Here is an 18,490-nt window from a genome sequence, read left to right as displayed (position 1 = left end):
CTGGTCAGAGAAAACGATCTGATCGCCCACGAAGATTTGAACGTCGGCGGCATGGGGCGGGGCAATCTGGCCCGCAGCATTCACGACGTCGGCTGGAGTCAGTTCTTTTCGCTTCTCTCCCAGAAGGCAGAATGTGCCGCTCGGAGAATTGTGCGGGTCGATCCTCGGTATACCTCCCAGGGCTGCAATCAGTGCGGGTACGTCAGCAAAGCGAACAGGCTCAGCCAGTCTCGCTTTGTGTGCCAGCAGTGCGGTCATACGGAGAACGCCGATGTGAATGCCGCACGCAACATTCTGGGACGGGCCGTCCCTTCAGGCATCAACGTAGCGGTTGTCAACGCAAGCGTTGCCTGAGAAGCCAACAGATTCATCCGTTGGTAGGTCACTTCCTGTTTTTTGCCGCGTCCATGGAGGTCTACCCGGCTGAGTACCTTGATGTTGGTCAGTTCTTCGTGAATCGGGTCAAGGCTGCGGCGAATGATTTCGGGCCGGTCGCTGGTCAGGCCAAAATGGACTGCCAGATCCATCAGGTTGATCTGCAGCACGTCAGTTCGCTGATCCGGATCTTCTGGATGGTGTCTCAGGGCGTCCAGCACCCGGTAGGCAGCCCGCGCGGGTTGATTCAGCATCCGCAACACTTCAAGCCGTACCGGCTTGACGTATCCGTCACGGATGCTGCCTGCAATCTCTTCCGCCAGAGTGATGACCAGCCGCCGGGCACTGTCCGGGTCATCCAGATCCCGCTCATACGCCAAACCGGCCACCAGATTGAAAGTGGCCGTCGTCCAGTGACCTTTGCTGTGGTTGCGCCAGAGTTCACTCATCCAGTAGGTGGTGGAACGCAGGCGGTCAAGAGAACGGCGAACGTCCCTGCGGCGGTTGCCGTCGTCTTCCATGCCGCACAGCTGCAAGAGGCGGTACATGCTCACCCGCACCCGGTTGTCTTCCGGACAGCCCTGTTCCATGAAGGCCTCTTGGATCGCCAAGAGGACGTCATTGTCGATGCCATGCGGAACGCCGTAATCCGGGAGGGCTTTACAGACCACCTCACTTGGAATGCCGTTGCGCTCAAAGGTGCGGCTCCAGGTGATGAAGTTGCCGGGGATCTGGCGTTGGATGCTCACGAGACCCTTGTGGGCGATGTTGAGTTCTTCGTGATATGTCAGCGCCGTATTGGATTTGGTCTTCTTCACCTGCAACCCCCTGGGTGGCCCGATTCTAACGGTGGCCTCGAGAACTGCGTGCTGATTGTTGTTTTTCTTTACTGATAAAAGATGTTTAAAAGAATTGATTGATAACAACAACAGGGAAAGGGGCGACAATCGTCTGACACAGACTTCCGGGCCATTTTCCACACACTAAGTACGGTATTTCCCACACACTCAGTACGGCAATATCTCCGACTTTCCACACACTCAGTACCTGGTGGGGAGCCAAAACCACACACTGAGTACCCGGGGAACCACACACTCGCACCGGCAGCAAGGAACCCACCATCCACACACTCGGTACGGCAGACTGGCCCCAAACCACGCACTGGGAACGGTAGCAGCCGCGGTAAACCACACACTGAGTACGGCAGACAAGTCATTCTGTCTCCTGGACGGAATATTCTGAGTAAATCACACAGTGAGAACGGTGTATTTGAAAAGCAAATCACACACTCGGAACGGGGTACCTTTCTAAATTTTGGTACGAAGGCCGTGTGAATGTAGCCGCGCAGCTTCTGGTGACGTAGCCATTCATTGCGCCCATTGATCTCTACCAAGAGAGGCATGACGGATTGTGTTGCTTGAGTACGCCCAAAAACTGGGCAGTACTGACCAGAGACGAAGGCAGGCTCCCAGGCCACCCTGAACCTGTGTCATGACATGGGTTGCCGCTTGGTGTCCCACTCATGTTTGTTGTCTCTGGCCGCCGTTCTGCCCTTCCAAAACACGGCGAACAGGCACAATCGGGCGGCAGCTCAACGCACTTCCAAGAACAGGGTAAAGGCGGCCGTGAAGTGAGGCGGGGATGGCCCCTCAGCAGCATCCTGAGGGCATTTCCAGCCGCTGACATCAACTTCTGTCCACGACGACTTGTTGGTGTGGCCGCTCCAGAGACTTGGCAAGCTCTTCAAGTGCGTGTCCCAAGAAGCGGTCAGCCTGCAGGCACTCAGGTTGGACAGCCGAAGCCAAAGGACAGAGCAGCGCAGTCCACAGTGCCTCCTGCGTCATCTTCCACCAGACACCCGGCGAGCGTGATTGGTCAGTGACGTCCGGGGTAAGGGTCACTGCCTGTTTGGACAACCCCAACAATTCACTTGCGACCTCACGGATTTCGGATGGAGAAGGGATGACCAATACTCTCGGTTGAGACTGAAGACCAAGGGTCACCAGGGGTGAAAACTGCAGGGTCGACAACAGGTGCAAGCAGCGGTACAGAGCGAGATCCCGCAGGATGACCCACTGCGGACGTGGCCAACACCGCTCCTGATCTTCTGCCTCTCCTGAACTCAGTTCCGCCCAAGCTTGGGCGGCCGCCAACACGAAGTTAAGACCCCAGGCCGTGTCAGCTTCCAGTACCCGGACAGCCATCATCAGGGCCGACAATGGTGTGGCCGCGTGCTCAAGACTCCAGCCCTGCAGCGGTTTCGGGGTCAACTCCAATTGCTGCATCTCTTTCAGGCACATTGACTGCAAAAGGCGGGCCATCCCGGCCATCTCGCCGGGCCGAACTGCCGCGGGGCTGCGTTTTAGTCTCTGCGCCAAGCGGATGCCTTCCACTAAGGCGGTCTCCACTTCCATCGCCCTCAAGACGCGTGGTCCCAGGTCATCCGGCGACCAGGCCGTCTGGTTCGGAGCAACTGACCAACTGCTCAGTATTTCCGCTGACCACTCCAGGCTCTGGTACAATTCAATGTCAAAAAATCGAGCGATGCCCCAGTCGACATCAAGCTCAGCGGAGTAGAACAGCCGCTTGTACAGCAAGCGCTGAGTCCGGTATAGATTGGCTCCCCATATCCCGTGAGCATCGGACTCTGGCAACCCAGTCGACAGCTCCCTGAGGGGATCACCCAGAGTATCGGCCTCGGCCACTGCAGACTTCGCATTTTCGATCCGGTCAATCAAGCCGAGTGGATCGACGACGGCGGGCAAATCCGAGAGCTCGCCCAATACGCAGCAGACCATAAAATCTGAGGGCCGCTCAGAGAGGTGCCCCTGACTGTAACTGGAGGGGAAAATCTCGCGGGATGGAGTTGTGGCTTCAGGAATCCAAGACTCGAGGACGAGGGCCACCGCGAAACAGCGGGCAGCCACGCCTGCTTTCTCAAGGTGGGCCAGCTGCACAGCTTGGCAAAGCAAGGTCGTGATGCGGCACTCGCAGGCCAGACTGCCCACCGTTGTCTCAGCGAGCAGTTGCCGCGCCTGCGCCTCCAGGGCACCTGGTTTCCGAACATCGCTGTCCGCCCAATGATCACTGGTGCTGCGCAGCAACCGGGTGATCCGGTGGCGATTTGTGCCCTGCTCAGGCGTCACAATAGGCGAGTCATTCCAGGCTTCAACCACTCGTAGCGTCGGCACGATGACGTACTGGAACAGTGTGAATGCCCGCGTTCCAACAAATGTGGGCGGCGAATTGGGATCGTCATACAGCTGTCGTCTGCTTTCCATACAACTGATTTTAAACTGTTTCATGGAAATCAGTCGCATAACCTTCCGAGTCTGAGGATGCTCAGGCTCTATGTCTGCTCTCTCCCATCCGGTCAAAGACCCTTACTTAGCGGCCTTAGGAGTACAGATTCGCCGATTACGCCAGGCTCAGGGCTGGAGTCAGGATGAATTTGCGGCTCGGGCAGGAATGCACCGCACCCATCCCACCAAGCTGGAAAACGGCTTGCTGGATCCCCGGCTCTCCACCTTGCGCCGAGTCGCTGAGGTCTTGGGGGTAGAAGTGGGGGTCTTGCTTCCAAATAGAGAAGTGGAATGAGATCCGGTGCCAACCGACTGCGGTTGAACACAGTGTTCAGAAGGCTAAGCCGCCGGTCAACGAAAATGACAGTGAACAGTGGGTGATTTGGGTGCGCTCCGCTCTCCGAAGCCAAAGCGTGAGCAGCAGGCCAACCGCAACCAGCTTTTGGATTCATGTTGAGCCGAATGAACTCCCGGTCATTGTGGAGTCTGGCGACGCCTTGGCAGTCCAGCAGGTCAGAAACTCAGATAACAAGCTACTCGTATCAGTGTTGCCTTCCTAGGTCAATCACTGATACGGGCCTACATTTGACATCAAGACGGTGATGCCCCTTAGCCGCAGCTCTGCGAGTCACCCCGCTGCAATTCAGGTGGCCCTGTTTGCTCCGCAGGCCTCCTGACGGGCGTCCGTTCTGCAAGGGAAGCTTTCCGATTCCTGCGGAGGGTGGGAGGAAGACAAGCAGGTACGGAACTCCAGTTGACATGGTGTCAAATCACAACGGCACTGCCCGATCACGCCCGATGCTGACCAGTCCAGACACATGGACATTGGTCAGACCGAGGCTTCAAGTGATGTGGTCAACAACACTTCACACCGTTTGTGAGCAGGCAGCGAACTCCGCACCAGGGGTGCCACGTTGACCGAACAGCGTGGGTGCTGGCTGACCGAACGCTCCATCTCACGAACAACCAAGGCGGTTTGAGGATTGTCTGAGCACCCAGTAGGAGGGCGTCTGGTGGCTGTGGGAAAACCAAAGTCAAGCGCGGCTGCAGGGAACTGTTGAATGCCGAAACCCAAAGCGCACGCACACTGTCTTTGGTGTCATCGACCTGTCGCGAGGAGGAATTGGCCTCGATGTCTCCCCGCCGCTGCGCTGCTGTTCCGCCCCTCACCAACCATCAGGAGCCTTGCCATGTCAGATCTGCCTACCCCCGAATACTTGCTCCCGCCGCCCCCGAACGCTGCCAGTGTGCGGAACGAATTTAAGATCAGTTTCGATCAGTTACAAGGTAAAAAGAGAAGCGCTGTCCTGCCTGGGGATGTGGGTGCAGGGGCGGCAGGGTCCACCTTCGGCTCGGTGCAGGCCGACGCCTCCTCTGCGCCTCAAGGTCAACCTGCCTTGCCCTACGGCAGCGTCCAACGTTGGAGCGTCCTCCTTGAAACGGTGCCCTCTGTCCACCGCATCAAGCTGCTGCGTGAGTTGCCGGGAGCCATCGCAAGAGGCGAGGTGCAGGCCGTCAGTCTCAACACAGAACTCACCCACGAGTACCAGAACAAGGACGGTCAACCCGAAACCCACACGGCTCCTGACGAGGCGATCTGGTACACCGCCGACCTTCAGAAGTGGATGGTCCACCACGTCAAAGAGCATGTGTATGAACTGTTGGCCGAGCAAGACAGGCTGCGCGTGGACTTTGATCTGATCGCGTCCGGTGAGCTGGATTTCAAACGGCTCGTGAAGATGAGACAAGGCGCAGCGCCTGTGTCCAGCAAACCTACGGGCAAATCCGGAGACAAACCTGCGGGCAAATCCAGTGGCAAAAAAACCCCTGCGGTCTCCAGCAAAACCCCCACCCCGCCCAAACGCGATCACCAGAAAGCCGAAGCGCCTACGTCCTGACCTCCCCGTCCGTGCGCCCCGCGAGAGCCGTTGTGATGGCTCACCGGGCGCACGCCCTTCTCCCTCAAAGGACACGCCATGACGCCCGACCTTCCACCTGTGCTCGACCTCACGCCTACTGAACACGCCGCCCTGATCCGGCTGTACATGCAAGACGGCACGTGGACCGAGACCGAGTTGACCCAGCATCTCACCCGCCCCGCTAAGTTCTTGGCGGCGGAGTATGTGGTGCAGGTCTACACCATGATGGGCACCCTGACCCTGCTCGGAGGCCCCGGACGCAAGGCAGTGTTTGAGACCACGGAGGGCGCGGTCAGCCTACAACGTCAGTTGGACCGCGCCTACTTGCGCCACTGCCTCGCGGAGAAAGGGTACGTCGCCACGACACCGGAAACGACCCGGAACCTGAACACTTACGTTGGGCAAATGCGGTTGTTGGAGGTGATGACTGAACGGGGCGTGGCCCTGGCCGGAGGCACCATGAGCAGCGGCGGAATGACACCCAACGGCCTGAACAACATCGGCGTGCATCTCAGATCATCCGCATTGGCTTACGGATTTCACGTGCATCTCTTCACTCCTCAGCCAAGATTGGCCCACGCCAAAGCCGCTCGGTTCTCCCAATTTCTGACCCTCGAAACACGCGTGCCCGGATGCGCCCCAGCTGAAGGCTCACGCCTCCTGTTCACTCAAGTGGATGCCCAGCAAGATCGCATCGGAAATGGCCCTTCTCTTTCCCGTTACCATGCGTTGGCCCTCTACGATTCCCCCAGTTCGATCATTCCAAAACTCAGACCGTTGACCTGTTGCTGCTGGACAAGGCCGAACGCCGTGAACGATTTCTGGCTGACCTGACAGCAGACCGCGCCATCAGCCACGGGCAACTGCGGCGGCACTACGGACTGAATGATCATGACCTTGACCGGGTGCCGTATGTGGGAACCATTCTCCGACCATGCACATGCGCAAGGCCTTGGAAGTCAAAACGCGCTTTTACCTCGGGCAAAAATCATTTCAATTTAAGGCCGACCATGACCTGATGCACTATGGCGGAACAGGTGAGATGCGCCGTCTTCTGGAGGTTAAGACCGGAGATCGTTGGGTGGTCAACCCTCGGCACAGTCGGGTCACTGAGGAACCGGATGCCGTCTTTCGTAGCCCGTATGGAGACGTCGCTATCGAATTTGATGCGGACACTTATACCCTTGGAACCATTCGGAAAAAACTGGACGCCTTCAGTGATCGGGCCTTTATCGAAACGGTGTGGGGCGTCACTTCACCGACTCGCCAGCGCAATCTCCGAGAAGATATTGGTCCCCGCCTCAAACGCGACATCCTCCTGACTGACTGGTGGAGTGACCAGCCCGCCCCGTAAGGAACCTCCACATTCATCTCAGTTCTATCTCACAGCACCCGCCCTTGGGCGCTGTTTTCATGACCAGAAAAGGCAAGCAAAACGCTTCACGGATGCTGCACGCCAGAGCGACTTGCCGCTGCCTCTCAGCTCAAGACGAACTTCACAACACCAGGCATAACGAACCTTTGCGCGGCTGGCTTCCGGAGTGTCGCGGCGTTGGGCAAGGCCGCAGGAGTGAGGTGCAGAACTGTGGTGCCACCTCACGCGCCAGACCAAAAAGCCAAGTGACCTCCCATCACATCAAGGTGCTCCTCGGGATTTTGTCGCCACCCAACTGGCGCAAGAAGCAACGGCGTGCGGTACTCAGCTCTCAAACACAGACGAAAGCCAATGCCCGTTTCTAAGTCTCGCCCAGGTACAAGAGAGCGGCCACCGACCACACACAGCAGACTCGTAAGGGAGCAATACTGCCACCTGTTCGTCAATGCAAAACCTGACAAGCGGAGGGACAATTGCCTGAGTAGGACTTATGTGCAGATACCTGAACAGGAAGGTGTTGCCCAGTCTGAAAGCCGTTCATCCACCTCAAACGAGCAGATAAAACAGCTAAGAGGGACGCCAGACGACCCATGCGGGCGACAGCAGACACCTTGCACGGCAAAGGAAAAAAAACGAAAGGACCTTGCATGGCAAAGGCGGCCACGAATCGGAAATTTTGGCCTACTTTGCACGGCGAAGGAAAAAAAACGAAAGGACCTTGCACGGCAAAGGCGGCTTCAAAATGTGGGGCGCTCAAAACCTTGCACGAAGAAGGCAATTGGGCAAATCCATCATCTTACACAGAAAGAGACGTTTCTTCCGATCCTCGCCGCCTGCACGCCCCCAGACCCCGCTTCCCACCTCTGCCCAAGACCGTCCGCTTTGGCCCCTGCTTTAGCCTGTCATCACCAGGGCACATCCGCACGCTGATCACCCGCACCAGAGTCCACGGAGCAGACTCCTGTCCACACGGCAGAGCAGTCGGGAAAACCTCAGCTGCCCACACGGCAGACCCCGAACCAGCAGACCTGCCGACATGGCCTCCCCCACACAAAAAGAGCAGCGGGCCGGGTTCAGCCACCCCCGCAGGTCTCCCCGCTGGGGAAAGCGGCAGGCATGAAACTCCAACACGTACCCGAGCCTCCCTACGTGCACCGCCCACCGTTTACGTTACAGTTCTCCACCCACGACGATCATCCGGACGCGACTTCTGAAATTGAATTCGGGAGCTTGACCGAAGTGCGGGCGTACCTCAACGGCGGAATAAAACCGGACATCCGCGACTGGCGACTCTGGGACGCAGGCGGAATCTATCTGAGGGAACCGCGGCTGTTGAGAGAAACCAGCGCCGAAGCAAAGGCGTGAAGCCGACCAGAGGAAGTGGGCAGTGCCGTCCCACCTCACCCGCCTAGTTCCCCCGCCAGGGGTGGGGGGCGGCGGTCTCCACGAGCGACGTCCAGACCCAGACCCTGTGGCAAGACACCCTGCAGCTCCGGCCAGGGGTGCCACGAGCGGAAGTGCAGCAGGCCCTCGCCCGTATGACCCCCGAACAGTTGGCCGTGATCCAGGCCGTGCACGAAACTGGGCGGAGCCTCACCGTGCAGTCCACCGCAGGCAGCGGCAAGTCCACGGTACTCAGGACCGTCGCGCAGGTGCTCCCGGCAGGACTGCGCATTGGTGCGTTCGCGCTGAACAAATCCATCGCCAAGAGTCTCAAGGACGCGCTGCCGAGTGACGTTCAGGTGAGTCCCTTCCACGCGTTCGGCAAGATGATGGTCGAAGAGTGCTCGCCGCGCAAGGCCACCTTCTCGGAGTGGAAGCGCAAACATCTGGTGGACTCGCTGCGCAAAGAACGGGGCCTCTACTCCAAGGGCGTGGCGAAGACCGCGCTGGCTCTGGTCAAGTTGTCCATGGCACATATCGCCAACACATCCGCCGCCATTGAGGGCTTGGTCAGCGAGCATGAGATGGAGTGGCCTGCGGGTCTCAACCCGGTGGAACTGGTGCGTCTTGTTCAGGACCGGGCCTTGTCGGATGTTCTGGAGCGCGGTCACTCTGACGACGACATGCTCTACCTGCCCCTCAAGTTGGGCTACGGGTTCGAGAGCATGGACGTGGTCCTGGTGGAGGAGACGCAGGACTTCTTCCGCCTGCAGCACCGCTTGGTCAAGCACGTGACCTCGCGGCGCGGACGGGTGGTGCTGGTCGGAGACCGGGCGCAGGCCATCTGCAAATTCACTGGAGCGGACGCCGAAGGTCTGGACTGGGCACAGGAGACTTTCAATGCGCTGTCTCTGCGACTCACTGTCACCTTCCGATGTCCTAGGAGTCACGTCGCACTGGTGAGCGAGTTCAGCGACCTGATTGTGACGGCTCCCCATGCGGCGGAAGGCGAAGTGAAAACCGTTAGCGAAGACGAGTTGCTGAGCGAGTTGTAACCTGAGGACTTGTTCAGCGCGAAAACCAGCGCACCGATGATCAGCCTCGCGCTGCGGTGTGCCCAGCAGGGCCTGACCGTGGAAGTGATGGGTCACGACCTTGTGGCGAAACTGGAAGGTCACGTGACGCGCTGCTTTGCCTACCCGTTTGAGGTGGCCGACATCGAACCCCGCCTGCAGGAGTACGGGATGGCCCTGCTCCAGGATCATTACGAACAAGGGGAACGCGGCAAGCGGCGGCGCCGGGCGATGCAAAGTGATGTGGACCTGTTGACGTGTATCGCCGCACTCGTCGCCGAGGTGGCCACCCGTGCTTCAAGGGCCGGGCAAAAAGCACAGGGCCGCGAGATCACGGCGCAGATCAACTCGCGCTTTCAGGCCAAGGGCCAAGCGGTACGCTTCTGCGCGGTGCACCAGGCCAAGGAGTTGGAGGCGTGGCGAGTGGCCCTGCTCGGCGCGGAGGAGATCATGGAGGCGGGCAGACAGAACGAGGAGAAGGGCGACAAAAGCAATCGTCTTTGTCGCCCTGACGCGGTCCAAGGAGCGGCCGTGACTGGTCAACTCTTGCCCCGGTGTGAAAGGTCGGCGAGCATGAGTGACGAGGCCCAGGAACGCTGGTCTGTGGACGTGCGGAACCTGCACGCTTTTTATACGAAATCAAAATGACTTCCCAGCACTGAGCGAGTTTGCTGTTCACATGCTCTCTTGCCCTGCTGCTTCACAGTGCCCCTCTCTGCTTCTCTAGAGCGTCTGCCAACCCCTCGAGGGCATGGCCCAACGCGGAGTCAAGTTGGTGACAGTCAGGCCGAGCAGCAGACGCCAGCGGGCACAGCAACGCCTTCCAAAGTGCTTCGTGCGCCACCTGCCACCATTCGGCAGGCGAACGCGATGGCTGATCATCTTCCACGTGGACTGTGGCCAACGGTCGAATGGGCCTCAGCAACTCACTGGCCGCCTCGCGTATTTCGGCTGCGGACGGGATCAGCGCCTTACTGGCTCGCGCGGAAAAACCAGGGGTCACTTGAGCCGAAAATTGTATCGTCAGTAGGACGTACAGACAGCCGTATAGCGCAATGTCGCGCACGAGCATCCACTGTGGGGGCGGCCAAGAGACTTCTTGTTTTTCCGGAACCCCTGGGGTCATCGCTTCCCACGTGCGTACGGCGATCAGCACAGAATTCAGGAACCACGCCGCATCGGTACCTGATACCCAGATGGCCTTCAACAAGACCTCTAAAGATGTGTGGTTTTCCTTGCCTCCCCTAACCTGCGGCGGTTGCGGGATCAAGCCCAGTTGCTCCATCTCATGGAGACAAAGCCGCCGCAGGCGCCGTGCCACAGCCGCGACTTCCCCTGCCTCAGCCATCTCCCTGTTACGCTCGAGGCGGTGCGCCAACCGGATGGCCTGAAGCAGGGTGGTCTCCAGTTCCAAACTGATTAGATCTCTAAAACTGAGATCCTCAGGCGGCCAAGCATCTTGTGTGGGACCGAGAGACCAAGTGTTCAGCAGCGCGGCGGCGCACTCCAACCCCCCATAGATTTGGACCCAGAGGCACCGATCATCAACAGACTGGGCAGCTGCGTCGCCGGAGAACACTTTGTGAATCAACGTTTGCAGGTGATACACATTGCTGCCCCAGGCCCCCAAGTCATTGGCTTCTGGCCATTCGGTCGACAGCTCATCCAGAGGGTTGGTCAGCCTATGCGTTTCGGCGATGGCGGCCTTGGCCTCCTCGATGCGGTCGATCAGTCCTAAGGGGTTGACGACGCCAGCCAAATCTGACAACTCCCCAAACAGGCTGCACAGCATCAAGTCCAAAGGCAAGGCAGTGCGCTGGGTGTAGGCGGAGATAGGTAAGGATAGTTCAGTGTCACCGGGTATCCATGTCTCCAACACGAGGGCCACAGCCAGACAGCGGGCGGCCCCTCCTGGACGCTGCTGCGAGGCTCGCTGCACAGCTTGAGCCAGCAAGGCGGTGATCTGGCACTCAGACGGCACACCGCCAACCATCGGCTCAGCCAACAATCGCCGGGCCTGTGCCTCGACATCATCTCCTTGCTCGCTGCGCCCCCACTCGTGGCTCGCACCCCGGAGGGCCTGGATGGCCCAGCGCCGATCTGCGCCTTGCTCCAGAGTTACAACCGGCGAGGCATTCCAAATCTCCACAACCTGCAGCGCCGGGACAATGACACTCTCAAACAGGGCAAGCGCCCTTGCCGTTGTCAACACGGGCGGCGCCTGAGGGTCATCGTACTGCCGCTCTCTGTTTCCCATGCGACTGATTATAGTCAGTTTCATAGAAATCAGTCGCATAACGCACTAAATCTGCGGATGCTCAGGCCCTATGTCTGCTCCCCCCGTCCGGCCAAAGACCCCTATTTAGCGGCCTTAGGAGCACAGATTCGCCATTTACGCCAAGCTCAGGGTTGGAGTCAGGATGAGTTCGCGGCGCGGGTAGGAATGCACCGCACCCATCCCACCAAGTCGGAGAACGGCTTGCTCGATCCCCGGCTCTCCACCCTGCGCCGCGTCGCTGAGGTCTTGGGAGTGGAGGTAAGCGGCTTACTTCCAGAAGGAGGCTCAAGGGTCAAGGGGATAGCGTAGAGAGCCGCCACACGACCAAAGGTAGGGCACTGTGGTCAGGAAGGCACACAGCGTGCGGAAGTGACTGGAGTAAGACTGACTTCTCATTTCCAATTTATGCTGATGCATGACCCAATCCACTTCGGACGCTCCACTGCTTGGCCCCGCATCCGACGCCCTTGAGCGGCTCCTGGATGAAGGCAGCGCGTTTGTGCCGCCCAGCTGCGCGCTCATGGGCTTAGCTCGACTTTGGCTATAGAAGAGGTCAGGCAGCATAGCAGAGCGCGTCTGTAAGGCGCTCAATGAACTCAAGTGGGACTTGAATCATCTCGCGTCCTGGCGCAGATGTGCGAAAAGTCGGCACCTTCCACAGGGCTCGCCGAACCTCGGCGAGCGCATCAACGAAGGTCGGCAGGGTCTTGTCGTACCAGGCGGCCCGACGAACCCAGACGTCATGACTCTTCCAGCGTTCGTGAGCCATCAGGGTGATGAGTGAGAACAGCCCCAGCAACGCTGAGGTTGTTCTGGCAATGGCAAAATCAATCCACTGCCGCTGCGTTTCTACACCCAGGTGTGTTTGAACCTCTTCAAAGGTGACCTCAAGTTGCCAGCGCTGCACGAAGTCCTACAGAATCTGCCGTAGGGTCTGCAGCAGATCCGTGCAGAGCAGCGCCTAGATAGAACACTTCCCCTTTGTAAGGTCGGGAAGGAGAAGTGGCCTTCAGGACGCCTGTGAGACAGTGGGGGTGCTGCTGTTGTTGCGGCTGAGCGGAAGGCCTCCAGCATTGGCTGGCTAGCCGGAGTTGACGTGGGAGCGGGTGCCTCCGGTTCGAACAGTGCAGGAGGATTCAGCCGCAGCAGTCTGACCATCCGTTCATGCGTTTTTGAATCCTGAACTTCAAGCGGGCCGAGTTCCTACCCGGAGTCGTCCGAGGAGTGGAGCTTGGCCACCAGCCGCTTCCAACTCGTTGAACGTATGGTGCTTGAAGAGCGGGACAACTCCTGGAACCAGCACTCATGCTGACGCGGTGTTGGATTCGCCCGGCCCAGGAGGCGTCCAGACCAGTCCCGAGATCTGCCAGCCGCGCTCGAGGTAAGCAGCCTGCAGCCGGTCTCTGTGTGGTGGGGGAGGGAGCCAGGCGGTCACCGGGCGGAGTCCAAAGCTGAGCTCGGCGAAGATAGGCTCAATCTCTGCCTCGACTCTGGCGATGAGCGGCGCAGTCAAATGATCCCACTGGGGATCGGTGAGGACGATGACCAGGGCTGGTGCGAGGTCTCGCGGGGAGCACCAGCCCGCCCCTACGATCCCCCCACCTGTTTCAGCAACCCAGAGGACAGGGGCGGGCAGCTCCGGTGGGGGCTCATAGAACGGCGACTGCCCCTTGAGAATCATTGAAGTTGGTACCAAGAGCTCAAATAAGGCAAATAGGGCGGAGGCGTCCCTGACAGTGCCCTGCCTCAGGAAAGGAACGGGTTCCATTTGTCGCGCCTGAGTGTTCATAATTTCTATTATAGCAAATTTACTTTATAGAATTGTCGAGAAAGGATCCCCTGCTTAGCGTGGCAGGGTGAGAAAACGCCCAGACCGAATCTATGAAGGGCGAAAACCGCAAGCCTACGGCACCCGCACGTCCCGGATGAATATGATCGGCCTCCAAGTGAGGCAAGCGCGGTTGGCCCGTGAGCCTCAATGGTCACTCGAAGAGCTGAGTCAGCATTTAATGCAGGTCGCCCAATTGGAGCTGGGGGCCAGCAGTTTGAGCAAGATTGAAACAGGGGTGCGGAGCGTATATGACTTTGAGGTTCAGGCCCTGGCCCAGACACTGGAGGTTTCACTCGATTGGTTGTTCTCGGCGCCGTTAGAACCAGGCAGTTGATCTCGGGGCAGGGGGATTGGGCTGGCCCCAATGGTTGGAGAATCCCGAGTAGAAACGCGGCTCAAGGGCAGGATCCAAGATGTGAAGCGCCGCCCTGCGCGCTTGCTGGGTCGCGGAGCGCGTGATTCCCCTGATAAGGCCGCGGCCCGCATTGCAAAGGCTTGGACGTCAAGGGAAGACAGCAGGGCAACCGCATCCTAAATGGCTTCTAGCAGCGAGGCTTGGGCTTCCGGCGAGGCGCACCTGTACATTGGGCAAGCCGACATCGGGACTGGCCGGGCTGGTCCTCAGCAGTCTCCGCGTTCCTTGGCGGTTCGGTGTTCGGACACTTTCCGGAGTTCAGCATTCGGACACTTGCCGGAGAAAAAGCGCGAGTGGCCCATTTGCACTGTCTCACGGCCGAATTTCCCCTGCCTGAAGTCGTGAACCGGTTCTAACCTCGAAGTGGAAAGAGCTTGCTTCTCCTTGCCTGAAGAAACGCCTCGAGCTTGGACACGAGGTGAGGCGTGTCCAAGCGCAAGCCGTCCACCAAAGCATTCAAGTTAGAGGCCGTCCGGCTCACCCACGAGCCGGATCAACGCGTTGTCAGGTGGGCAAGAACTTGGGCATGAGTGCCCATTGCTGCACTGTTGGGTTCGCGAGCTGTGCCGCCCAGGTTCAGGAGCCTTTCCCGCTCAGGGGAACGTGGGGTTGCCCCCGAAGCACTTGGAAACAGGGCCGCTCCAGCGCGAGTTGAACAGTGCAGGTTGTCCTGAGGGGAGCCTTGGTCTGTCTCGGGCAGAACCGACGTGCCCCAGCACGCTTGCCCGCTCCTGTGCGGAGGACAAGGGCTGCGCTTCGGGTTCATCTCAGCGCACTGACAGGCGTGTTGGCTGGACGCTTTGGTGCTGCGTACGGGACGTCACGAACAGTGGGTTCTTCAGCTGGCAATGAAGGCCAGTCCGTGCCCCCAACCCATACGGCACCGTTCTGATCACCGAAATGAGGAAGAGCCCTGCCACCAGCCCAAGGGGATCAGGTGTCCCCAGAGGCCACACGGGGCTCCGGAAGCAGGGGAAGCCCTGCTCCCGAGGTAAAGGCAAGCTCGCAAAAAATACTCCTCCAGCCGGTGTGATTCACCATTCGAATCGCGAGTCGCCGGAGGTAGGCTCAGTTTGATCAGAGCCACCACCTTCACTGTTCGGGGCCTCAAGTGAGTAGATAGCTTGAATCCAGCTTGGCACGGACAGTTGGGGGCGTTGAACGGTCAAAAGTATCGACTTGAGCTACGGACAGTTTGGGGCATGCACAGCACGGACACTTGGGGGGATTGAGAAAACATCTGTGCGGGAGAGTGTTTCTGATGGGGCGGCGTTCACGGACACTTGGGGTGATTGAGTCATTTGAACCACGGACACTTGGGGGGAAGTGGTTTACGGACAGTTTGGGTGATTTGAGAGCGAACGTGCCGTTTCGCCGCGGTACATCGACACTTTCTTCGTTACTGTTCTTAAAACAGCCCGAGCGGACAGTTTGGAGGGTGAGGGCATTTACCCTACGGACACTTGGGGGTGGAGTTCATATGCCGAGCGGACAGTTTGGGGCAAAAGCTCATTTTTCTCGCGGACACTTGGGGGGATGAGGTGGTCTTTCTTGCGGACAGTTTGGGGGAAAGCGCTTAAAAACTTTGTCTAGGACGTTCTTTCTTTCTACGTCTTGTTGTTGACAACCTTATTTTCTTTTTAAGCAAAAAAAACATAACATCAAGCATGACCCTGCCGCACCGGACAGCACAGAAGCGCCCACTGTCCCGGCATGTCGATGAACTCAACTTGGCCCGTTTGAGCCTGATCTCGATGCAGAGTCGGGTCGGCCCCACCAGTACGTCCTGGGAAGATCACTTTGAGGAGAATGGCCAAGCAGTGTCGGTCAAGTGCATCGGCACCTCCCAATATCTGGTGCCCCACGGCATCGACAACGATCTGATTATCGGCATTCTGTCCCTGTTTGCTGCAGCGGGGTATCCAGAAAACAATGCCGTGACCTGCACGGCCAACCGCCTCCTGAGAGCGGCGGGCCTGGACACCTCTGGTCGGTACCACAAGAGTCTGCACGAGTCGCTGATGCGGCTCTCGCACACCAATTTTCATATCGAACGCGGCTGGCACGACGGGGGCCGCTTCCGGACAGTCATCTTCCGGCATGTCCATGAGATCGTCTTTGACACTGCGGAGTCGGGCGGCGCAGTCGATCAGGACAGCCAAATCACCATTGTTCTTCCGCCTGCGATTGCTGAAAGCTTGAGGCGTGGGTTTATCAAGCCGCTCAACAGCCAGATGTTGGGGGAGTTGCATCAACCCCCCGCTCGGGCGCTCTACCGCTTGCTGGATGGCCACCGCCATGATTTGCACGATCCCTCGGTTCGTCTGGGGCAGTTGGAGGTCAATTTGGTGGAGTGGGGCCGTAAGGCCCGGATACTGGACTTGCGGCCAGACAAGATCCGCCGCGTGTTGGACGCCGCCCAGGACGAACTGATCCGGGTGCGTTACCTCAGCAACGTGGCATACGAGGGTCGGGGTCAGGCACAAACGATTACCTACACTTTCGCCCACGAACTGGAACAGATCGACCCGGCGCTTTTAGACCGCTTGGCGGTGCGGGGGATTGCTCCTAAGGTGGCCCGCGACCTGCTCTCGACCTTTGGCCGCGCTACCGTACGTGACCGACTGGACGAGGCCGAACGGCTGGTGGCAGGCAAGAAGATACCGGGCGCAGGTTTTTTCGTGAGTTTTATTCGGGCCCCGGAAGATTACCGTCACCGCTTTACACCAGCCATTCAGGCCAGGGTGCAGCAACCTCGTCTGTTAGAGAGACCCGTTGAAGAAGACCCCAACCAGGTCATCCAGCGTCGCCTTGAAGGCATGACGGTGGTTGAGCGGGCTCAGGATACCGTCCGTGCCCTGAAGGTGGCTTACGGGTCTCGTCTGAGCGGCGCACAGTACGAGGCGTTGCGGGAAAATCTGGAGGTTGAAGCCCTGGATGCCGGCAGTCTGCGGGCGGCGGCGGCACAGGCCTTGGCTGGAGGGCACCGCGACACGACCGCCCGTGAACTATCAGTATTGCTGGCTGGATTGCAGTGACTTTTCAGGCCGTCAAGATGAGTTGACCTCTCATAAAAGGGAGGTGACCAAGATTGTTTCTAGGACGGATCACTTTAGGGTTTACCACGCTCTTCCAGGAAGTTCTTGCCTCTCGTTGATATTGCTGGTTTGCTGAGGGAACCTGTGTGCAACAACGTGTGAATGCGGACACGCGGGTTCGGGCGCAGGACATCCAGCCAGATGAGCGACCACCTGGAGCAAGTTCACTCCTGAAGCGGTACGGGGGTGGAGCAGATTGGTTCTGGTTAGTCTGCCTCAGCGCGGTCGGCCCATGCGCCAGTCACTTAAGCGCCCACAGGCATGGTTCCTTGGACTCCGGCGCGCTTCGCCTACCATGCCTTAAACTCCTAGATCGGCGTCCAAGATTGAAAGTGCCTCCCAGTAATTTCGTTGAAAGCTAATCCAGCAACTCACCTATAGATACGCCAAATGTCAGGGCTATCCTGTCAATGATATCGATTCCAACACTATTTTTGCCACGTTCCATAGCGCCAATTTGGTTGCGGTGCAGTTGTGCTTTCGCTGCTAAATCTTCTTGTGACCAGGCGCGCTCGTGCCGCAGTCGCCGCATGTTCTCGGCCAGCCGCAAGCGAACAGATGGGGGCTCGTTGGTCATGAGGGTCATGATGTGGTAGCTGCCCTCTCTGGAACCAGACTAAATATGGTTCCACTAAATATGGTGTATAGTGGGCTATGAAGCGTGCTCAACAACGGTTTTTAGGTCTTCCGTCTCCAAGGCGGTCTCATTCGAATGATGAGGCTCTACCGATTGGCTCGCTCGGGCTCTTAGATTCAGCCTACTTGGAACTGATGCAGCAAGTGAATGTCCTTGGCCGCTGGCAAGGTGGAACACTCTTTGGCGAGGTGGTTGCTGGTCACTTCACCGTTCAGCTGGTCACTCCATTGGGTCCCCCCAGTGGAGTGGCGCACCCTTTGTTTCCTCACCTGCCTTATCTGCTGGGTTGGAGCGACTGCGTCGCTCAGGGATACGGCGAAGCCATGGATTGGTACGGCAATTGGCTGGCAGCCCCGGACGGCCGTCTTCCGGATGAGCGTGCAGACCTAAGTTGGCTGGCGTTGGGAGCAAGTCAGGGACTCTTTGATGAGCAGCACGCCCTGTTGGTGCTCGGAATGCATGAGGGACAACTACTGGGACGGGCTTACTGTTGGCAGGAAGGCCAACGGATGAACGTCACCTGTTCTTTTGGGTTGAGGCTCAGCACCTGACACTTTGCGAGAAATGGCGTCTTGAACGCAGTGTGGCATGACAAGGGGCGGTATCTGAGTCTGTGACGATCCCCGATACTGCCCGACTCCATGCTGACACGTTGGCCACCTACCTGCACACCCGCTGGCCTCATCGCCGCACCGACGCGCTGCGTCGGCTTGCCGAAGTCCTCCTGGCCGTCCTCCAGGCCGAATCCACGCTCCATCGCAAAATCGCACTCCATCTGCCCAGGATGGCAACCCTGGAGTCCAA

At 58.7% G+C, this 18,490-nt stretch carries 16 protein-coding genes and 1 pseudogene; 12 read left to right on the top strand and 5 right to left on the bottom strand.

The window, feature by feature from the left end; all coding sequences use genetic code 11:
* The first annotated feature begins 51 nt into the window (after window positions 1–51).
* Window positions 52–354 (top strand): RNA-guided endonuclease InsQ/TnpB family protein, encoded by a 303-nt coding sequence (locus tag F561_RS28305; RefSeq protein ID WP_245556618.1) that lies wholly within the window; start codon window positions 52–54, stop codon window positions 352–354.
* Here F561_RS28305 and F561_RS26605 read toward each other — a convergent pair.
* The gene (locus F561_RS26605; protein WP_169389567.1) at window positions 255–1,193 is read right to left on the bottom strand and encodes a replication initiator protein A; all 939 of its coding nucleotides are present in this window, start codon (window positions 1,191–1,193) and stop codon (window positions 255–257) included. The two genes, F561_RS28305 and F561_RS26605, sit on opposite strands and share 100 nt — an antisense overlap.
* Before the next feature lie 867 nt (window positions 1,194–2,060).
* A complete protein-coding gene (locus F561_RS0123010) occupies window positions 2,061–3,695 on the bottom strand; it encodes a hypothetical protein (protein ID WP_019012318.1) in 1,635 nt (544 codons plus the stop codon).
* Window positions 3,696–3,726: 31 nt separating this feature from the next.
* Between F561_RS0123010 and F561_RS28300 the strand changes: the two genes are divergently transcribed.
* The 7 genes from F561_RS28300 to F561_RS0122975 all read left to right on the top strand — a co-directional run bounded on the left by F561_RS28300 (window position 3,727) and on the right by F561_RS0122975 (window position 10,075).
* Window positions 3,727–3,972, top strand: a complete 246-nt coding sequence (locus tag F561_RS28300) for a helix-turn-helix domain-containing protein (RefSeq protein WP_083922614.1) — start codon at window positions 3,727–3,729, stop codon at window positions 3,970–3,972.
* 895 nt (window positions 3,973–4,867) lie between these two features.
* Window positions 4,868–5,575, top strand: coding sequence for a hypothetical protein (locus tag F561_RS0123000; RefSeq protein ID WP_019012316.1), 708 nt, complete (start codon window positions 4,868–4,870; stop codon window positions 5,573–5,575).
* Between the two features lie 78 nt (window positions 5,576–5,653).
* Entirely contained in the window at window positions 5,654–6,430 is a 777-nt protein-coding gene (locus F561_RS0122995; protein ID WP_019012315.1) for a hypothetical protein, read from the top strand.
* 100 nt (window positions 6,431–6,530) lie between these two features.
* The gene (locus F561_RS27545) at window positions 6,531–6,950 is read left to right on the top strand and encodes a helix-turn-helix domain-containing protein (protein ID WP_019012314.1); all 420 of its coding nucleotides are present in this window, start codon (window positions 6,531–6,533) and stop codon (window positions 6,948–6,950) included.
* Between the two features lie 1,137 nt (window positions 6,951–8,087).
* Window positions 8,088–8,336 carry a hypothetical protein gene (locus F561_RS0122985; protein ID WP_019012313.1) on the top strand — a complete coding sequence of 83 codons (249 nt, stop codon included), beginning with the start codon at window positions 8,088–8,090 and terminating at the stop codon, window positions 8,334–8,336.
* A 173-nt stretch (window positions 8,337–8,509) separates the two neighbouring features.
* Complete coding sequence (locus F561_RS0122980; protein ID WP_019012312.1) at window positions 8,510–9,409, top strand: UvrD-helicase domain-containing protein; 900 nt, start codon at window positions 8,510–8,512, stop codon at window positions 9,407–9,409.
* Window positions 9,410–9,418: 9 nt separating this feature from the next.
* Window positions 9,419–10,075 carry a hypothetical protein gene (locus F561_RS0122975; RefSeq protein WP_157452123.1) on the top strand — a complete coding sequence of 219 codons (657 nt, stop codon included), beginning with the start codon at window positions 9,419–9,421 and terminating at the stop codon, window positions 10,073–10,075.
* A gap of 52 nt (window positions 10,076–10,127) precedes the next feature.
* Here F561_RS0122975 and F561_RS0122970 read toward each other — a convergent pair whose 3' ends face one another.
* Complete coding sequence (locus tag F561_RS0122970) at window positions 10,128–11,684, bottom strand: hypothetical protein (RefSeq protein WP_157452122.1); 1,557 nt, start codon at window positions 11,682–11,684, stop codon at window positions 10,128–10,130.
* A 57-nt stretch (window positions 11,685–11,741) separates the two neighbouring features.
* On the opposite strand from F561_RS0122970, the gene F561_RS30640 reads away from it, so the two are divergent.
* Entirely contained in the window at window positions 11,742–12,014 is a 273-nt protein-coding gene (locus tag F561_RS30640; protein WP_083922613.1) for a helix-turn-helix domain-containing protein, read from the top strand.
* A 244-nt stretch (window positions 12,015–12,258) separates the two neighbouring features.
* Here the strand turns inward: F561_RS30640 and F561_RS26595 are convergent, their stop codons facing one another.
* On the bottom strand, window positions 12,259–12,612 hold the full coding sequence (locus F561_RS26595; protein ID WP_019012309.1) for a hypothetical protein: 354 nt from the start codon (window positions 12,610–12,612) through the stop codon (window positions 12,259–12,261).
* 3,006 nt (window positions 12,613–15,618) lie between these two features.
* Between F561_RS26595 and F561_RS26590 the strand changes: the two genes are divergently transcribed.
* Window positions 15,619–16,989 (top strand): replication initiator protein A, encoded by a 1,371-nt coding sequence (locus F561_RS26590; protein WP_019012305.1) that lies wholly within the window; start codon window positions 15,619–15,621, stop codon window positions 16,987–16,989.
* Between the two features lie 418 nt (window positions 16,990–17,407).
* On the opposite strand, the gene F561_RS0122940 is transcribed toward F561_RS26590, so the two are convergent.
* Window positions 17,408–17,626 (bottom strand): helix-turn-helix domain-containing protein, encoded by a 219-nt coding sequence (locus tag F561_RS0122940; RefSeq protein WP_157452121.1) that lies wholly within the window; start codon window positions 17,624–17,626, stop codon window positions 17,408–17,410.
* A 77-nt stretch (window positions 17,627–17,703) separates the two neighbouring features.
* Here F561_RS0122940 and F561_RS0122935 point away from each other — a divergent pair, with 77 nt between their 5' ends.
* Window positions 17,704–18,237, top strand: coding sequence for a hypothetical protein (locus F561_RS0122935; protein WP_245556617.1), 534 nt, complete (start codon window positions 17,704–17,706; stop codon window positions 18,235–18,237).
* A gap of 62 nt (window positions 18,238–18,299) precedes the next feature.
* Window positions 18,300–18,490: pseudogene (locus F561_RS29300) on the top strand (IS4 family transposase); the annotation flags it as partial.

The organism is Deinococcus aquatilis DSM 23025 (genome assembly GCF_000378445.1).
GTDB lineage: Bacteria > Deinococcota > Deinococci > Deinococcales > Deinococcaceae > Deinococcus > Deinococcus aquatilis.
Note: the sequence above shows the minus strand (reverse complement) of the source record. Positions and strands in the feature narration are given on the sequence as shown.